The organism is Chamaesiphon polymorphus CCALA 037 (assembly GCF_003003845.1).
Lineage (GTDB): Bacteria > Cyanobacteriota > Cyanobacteriia > Cyanobacteriales > Chamaesiphonaceae > Chamaesiphon > Chamaesiphon polymorphus.
Genome location: NZ_PVWO01000407.1, coordinates 1 through 5,413, shown reverse-complemented (window position 1 = coordinate 5,413; position 5,413 = coordinate 1). Strand labels below are relative to the sequence as shown.

The following is a 5,413-nucleotide window of genomic DNA, read 5'->3' as shown; positions in this document are numbered from 1 at the left end:
CTCACTAGCAATCGTCACGGGTGCCGAAGGACGTCGCCGCACGCGACGTTGGTTTGCGGCACGATCTTCTGCGCTCGTACTAACAGGTGTTGCGTCGAGATCTGGCTCTGGTTCGTTAGGAATAGCTGGTGTTACGTCGAGATCTGGCTCTGGTTCGCTAGGAATAGCTGGTGGTGCCAAATCTGGCTTGTCAGTTTGGAGGGAAGTAATAACAGGTTCGGCTCGTTCGCGAAGCGTCGGCTCTGCCGAATTGATTTCGGGAGCGATTAACTCTTCTGGCTCTGGTTGGCTCTCGATTGTGGGTGTTGGTTGTAACATTGACGCACCATCTGTCGGCTCGTCGCTGGTGGGACTCTCTTCTTCCCCACTGGCTTTAGATCCGCGCTTTTGCTGGATTAAGATCTCATATTCAGCTTCAGGAATACTAGTTTTAAGCAGGCGACTAATGGTCGAATTGCTGACCCCATAACGACTGGCTAGAGATGCGGTTGTTTCTCCAGACTGACGATAGAGATCTACAATCTCCAACTTATCTGCATCGGTAATTTTTTTAGAACTCATGTTTACTTAATAGCAGTTCGTCGGCGAGCTAGACGGCGAGCACGAATGGAGTTATCAAATTCTAGCGCAGCAGCAATGCCAAACTGCACGATGCCAAAAATCCAGAACACTTCCATAATAAAGCCACTTTCGTATCCTTGCACCCGATTATTGGCGTAAGCGAACCAAGTATCGGCAATATAGAAACATAATACAGCCTGTGCGGTCGTCCGCCATGGTAAACCCAATTGACCGCCCCAAAATCCTAATAATAGAATGACAGCAAAAGTCAGCAGGACTAAATCGCACAGCACGTAGAATAAATTAAAAGTATCTACCAGCGGATGCATCGCCCGATCGATCGCCAGCACCCAGTCAGGTGCCTGCGCAGCGGGGTCGATTTGCCGACTTTGAGTGCGCATCTCATTTGGAGAATTGGGGATTCTCGGCGCGCTACTGGCGACGAGCTGACCGCTACGTGCGATCGATCGATCCAGCGAGATTTCCAACGGCGGTGGTGATGTAACTGCTTTTGCTGAGAGTGTCGTCAACCAACAACCCATCGTCAATCCGACACTCACCACCCCAATGACTGCTACCCATTGCTGACGCGCCAACTGCACATCGCGATCGAGAATTGCCAAGCGCATCCCCGCAATTAGAATTAAATAAAACAACACGTAAAATACATTTCCAGCAGAAGCGGCTGGAGCTAATCCCCACAGCACTTCCCACAGATAGAACCATAAATTGCCCACGAAAAAAGCCAAAATGGCGATCGCAAATAACAACCACACCGCTCTACCACCAGCAATATATTTACTCCGATAGTTCCGCCAACACAAATATCCAGACACGAGCAGACCGATTTCTTCCAACGTAATGGTAATTAAATGAAACCACCACGGACGGGTGCTTTGTGAATCGACGACGCTAAAATTCAGATACACGATCGACGAAATAATCGACCAAATTAATCCCCAATAAATAACATATTCCCCCGTCAGCCAAGGGTTTGGATCGGATTTATCTGGTGATGATTTAGCCATTCGGATTTTGGATTATTTTAGAGTTGGGAGTTGGGAGTTGGGAGTTGGGAGTTGGGTTTCGTGCCTCAACCCAACAGCACCAATATTGCAGCTACAGTTAGTATTTAATATTTAATTCAACCCAGCTACTTAGCTAACAACTTTGGCTGAAATCAAATAGTGAGGATCTCTGCTATTGTCGCGCTCAGATCGTCTGGCATCGCTCGAACGATCTCGATCGTGAGTTTAGTTGTAAATTCTGCACCGATTTTTTTCTGAGTTAGATGATATATCTGTCGATTCAAGTTGATAAAATCAGCATCAGACCAGGAGCCGATTTTTACTCTCATCAGCGGATCGAGAGCTAATAGTCGATCGAGATCTACCCAAGATTGCAGTTGGGGAGTGACTTTGACTAAGGTTTCGGCAAATGTGGTTAACTGCTTAGCTCCTAATAAGTCCGTCAATTGCAACCAAAGTTCTTGCAATAACCAAATACTCGCTTGCTGTAATGGCGAAGCTAATTGGACATCGCCCTCAACTTGCCGCACCACAGCCACAGTCGGCTGAGTCGCTTTAGTTAGCTCCCATAATGAGTAATACCCCACTTCTGGCACCAATAAATATCGATCGCTCGTAACGAGATCGTTATCCTCGCGATCGCGAGTAATTAGTTGCTGCAATTGTCGTTCCGCTCGTTCGCGGTGGTGAGTGGCAAAAGCTTGAACTAGATTGTAAATTTGGCCGCCATAATTGAGCCGCAATTGCGATCGCCGATCCTCACCTAAAGTGCAAATCTCGATTTTGACTGATTGGGGCGCAATAATTGACATATTCGATCGGGCACAGCTCACACTTGGCTAAACAGAAAATAGCTATTATTATTTAATACCGCACATTCCCATATTACCTAGAGTATTATTGCCGATCTCCCCAGCAGCCTCGATCGAGCATCCGCACATCTTTTCAGAGATTTGTCACTTGACATTGATGCAATTGTGTATAAAAGTGTGTTAGAATATTGTGCTAATGTGGGTGAATAGCTCAGTCGGATAGAGCAACTGCCTTCTAAGCAGTCGGTCGGGGGTTCAAGTCCCTCTTCACCCGTAAACATCGATAATCCCGATCGATCCTAGTAAAAAATAGAGTAATATCGATCGTCGATAACCCGATTGCCGATCGCTGCCTGATGCGGAATACCCAAGCTGCAATTTTCCTTTGTCTAGCTTATATCATTGGTCTACTGATTACCTTCAATCCATGGGTAAGATGGGGGCTGATTGTCGTAGCCATCCCCATTGCGTGGGTGCTCCGTAGAATTTGGAAAAAGAGTCCAAATTGGCAATTCTTATTAGTCGCGATCGCGATTGCTGGATGTGCTAGTTTTTATCTAGAATTGCGCGTCCCCCAACCCACAGCCAACGATATTAGTAAATATATTCCCGCGACAGCCGAACGCGGTACTTCGCAATTTACGATCGTCCAAGGTACCGTTGATAGCTATCCCCACACCACCCGCAATCAGAACGCCCAATTTTGGCTCAATGCGACTCAGCTCAATGAGATTCAGGGCGACGGTATCCGCCCCGCAGACGTCAGTAAATCTGTTAATGGTCGAGTTTATGTCACAGTCCCCTTGCAGAGTGCTACGGGCTTGCAACCAGGGGTACAGGTGTCGATTACCGGGACATTGTACATACCTCAAGCCAATCCCAATCCGGGCGGGTTTAGCTTTCGCGATTATTTGAGTCAATCGGGTGGATTTGCTGGAATGCGCGGCGTCCAGTTGCGAGTACCCGATGAAACCCAGACGCAGAAATGGAGCTGGGGCAAATTGCGACAGCGAATTGCAGCGGCGCAGGTAAAATGGTTAGAGGTACCAGTAGGGCCGTTAGTTACCGCCATGGTATTAGGCTCCGATGCCGTAGATTTACCCTTCGATTTACGCGATCGATTCGTGAGAGTCGGATTGGCTCATGCCCTAGCTGCATCTGGGTTTCAGGTATCCTTAATTCTCAATGCAATCCTCTCGCTCACCCGATCGCGATTATCGGCAGTACAGCAGTCCAATCTCGGTGTGGTAGCTTTGCTCATTTTCCTCGGTTTAACTGGCTTCCAGCCTGCTGTAGCCCGCTCTGTAGCGATGGGAATGGCCGTATTAATCGGATTGCGTACCAATCGCAAACTCGATCGACTCAGTTCGCTGTTTTTAGCCGGAACTTTACTATTAATCATCAATCCCTTATGGATTTGGGATATTGGCTTTGAATTGAGTTTTTTGGCAACATTAGGACTGATAGTTACAGTCGAACCCTTGCAGCAAAAATTAGATTGGCTGCCCCCGACGATCGCCGATCTAATTACCGTCCCCTTAGCTGCAACAATTTGGACATTACCAATCCAACTATATGTATTTAAAGTATTCCCTATCTATAGTCTACCTGCCAATATTCTCACCAGTCCGCTGATTAGCATTATTAGTATCGGCGGCACGATCGGCGCATTAATTAGTGCGATCTTTCCGCTCGCAGGTAGTGCTATTTCTTGGCTCCTATACTTACCCACTCAGCTACTAATCGGAATTGTCGATTTATTTAACTATCTCCCCAGTACATCATTTGCCGTCGGACAAATTGCACCATGGCAGCTATTCGCATTATATGGAATCATCCTCGGCGTCTGGATATTTCCCCGCTATCATAAACACTGGAAATTACCTCTAGTTGCTGGCATCCTCTTAGTCATCCTCCCCCTAGCAATTTGGAAAACTAACGAACTCCAACTCACAGCTTTAGCCAGTAAAAACTCCCCCAACGATCGACTCTATCAAGGCCAAATTTTAGCGATCCAAGATCGCGGAAAAACTATCTTAGTCAACAGTGGCAATGAAAGTATCGCTCGATTTGTCGTCTTGCCATTTTTGCAACAGCAAGCCATCAATCGGATCGATAGCGCGATCGATTTTAACCGCGATCTCCCCGGACTCAACAGTTGGCAAACTCTCAACCAAACTATTCCCATTAAAAACTTTTATAGTATCAGCGGCGAAAGTAACAATACCGAAACCATTAAATTCGCATCATTACCAGTCGGCAAAGTTCAAAAATTCGGGCGAGTAGAAATAACGACAGTCAAAACCCGTCCGGCAATCTTCCAAATCGAAATTCCCGAAGCCCAACAAAAATGGCTAGTTATCGGCGAAGACATCGCCGATCTCGCCCAACCCGCAATCGATTTCGAGCAACTTACCCCCGCTCAAACTCTATATTGGCACGGCGGTAAACTACCCGATCGCGCGATCGCCAAAATCAATCCCCAAGTCGCCATCGCCGCCACCTCCAACCCCGACCCCGAAACCATCAAACTACTCGAACGAAACCAAGTCCGCGTCTACTACACAGGCCGCGACGGCGCAATTCAATGGACACCGAGTGGGTTTAAGCCTTACTTGGAAGGGGAAAAGTAAGAAGGGTGGATGGGTGGATGAGTGGATGAGTGGATGAGTGGATGAGTGGATGAGTAAGAGGAAAAGATGACGATTTTCCTGTGCTGTCTTTTGCAGATCTATGTGTAGGGGAGGGCTTGGTACAGATCGATAATGGTTAGCAAAGATCGAACCCTACCCCGTAGCAACTAAGACAGAACCAACCCCATACAACATTTAGCACCAACAACCTAAATACGTAGGGGAGTTTGAGGGGCGGGACGCCGCCCCTCAACGGGGGGTCTGGGGGAAGCCTCCCCCAGATCCGGGTTCTCTAGCACCAGAAATACCCACCACCCACAAGTAATAAGATCGGAATTACCCCCCTAAAAACGGCAAGATCGTCCCATACAACTCCGCC

The 5,413-nt window shown here is 47.6% G+C and carries 4 protein-coding genes and 1 tRNA gene; 2 read left to right on the top strand and 3 right to left on the bottom strand.

The annotated features are described in order from the left end of the window. The 3 genes from C7B77_RS23040 to C7B77_RS23030 form a co-directional block, all read right to left on the bottom strand. A partial coding sequence (locus C7B77_RS23040) for a helix-turn-helix domain-containing protein (protein ID WP_219892253.1) occupies positions 1 to 561 on the bottom strand: 561 nt, incomplete at its 3' end. Between the two features lie 2 nt (positions 562 to 563). Beyond that, entirely contained in the window at positions 564 to 1,589 is a 1,026-nt protein-coding gene (locus C7B77_RS23035) for a hypothetical protein (protein WP_106310425.1), read from the bottom strand. A gap of 152 nt (positions 1,590 to 1,741) precedes the next feature. Next, complete coding sequence (locus C7B77_RS23030; protein ID WP_106310422.1) at positions 1,742 to 2,401, bottom strand: Npun_F0813 family protein; 660 nt, start codon at positions 2,399 to 2,401, stop codon at positions 1,742 to 1,744. A gap of 200 nt (positions 2,402 to 2,601) precedes the next feature. Between C7B77_RS23030 and C7B77_RS23025 the strand changes: the two genes are divergently transcribed. Next, a tRNA-Arg gene (locus tag C7B77_RS23025) sits at positions 2,602 to 2,675 on the top strand. Positions 2,676 to 2,757: 82 nt separating this feature from the next. Continuing rightward, positions 2,758 to 5,034 (top strand): ComEC/Rec2 family competence protein, encoded by a 2,277-nt coding sequence (locus C7B77_RS23020; RefSeq protein ID WP_106310419.1) that lies wholly within the window; start codon positions 2,758 to 2,760, stop codon positions 5,032 to 5,034. The last annotated feature ends 379 nt before the right edge of the window (positions 5,035 to 5,413 follow it).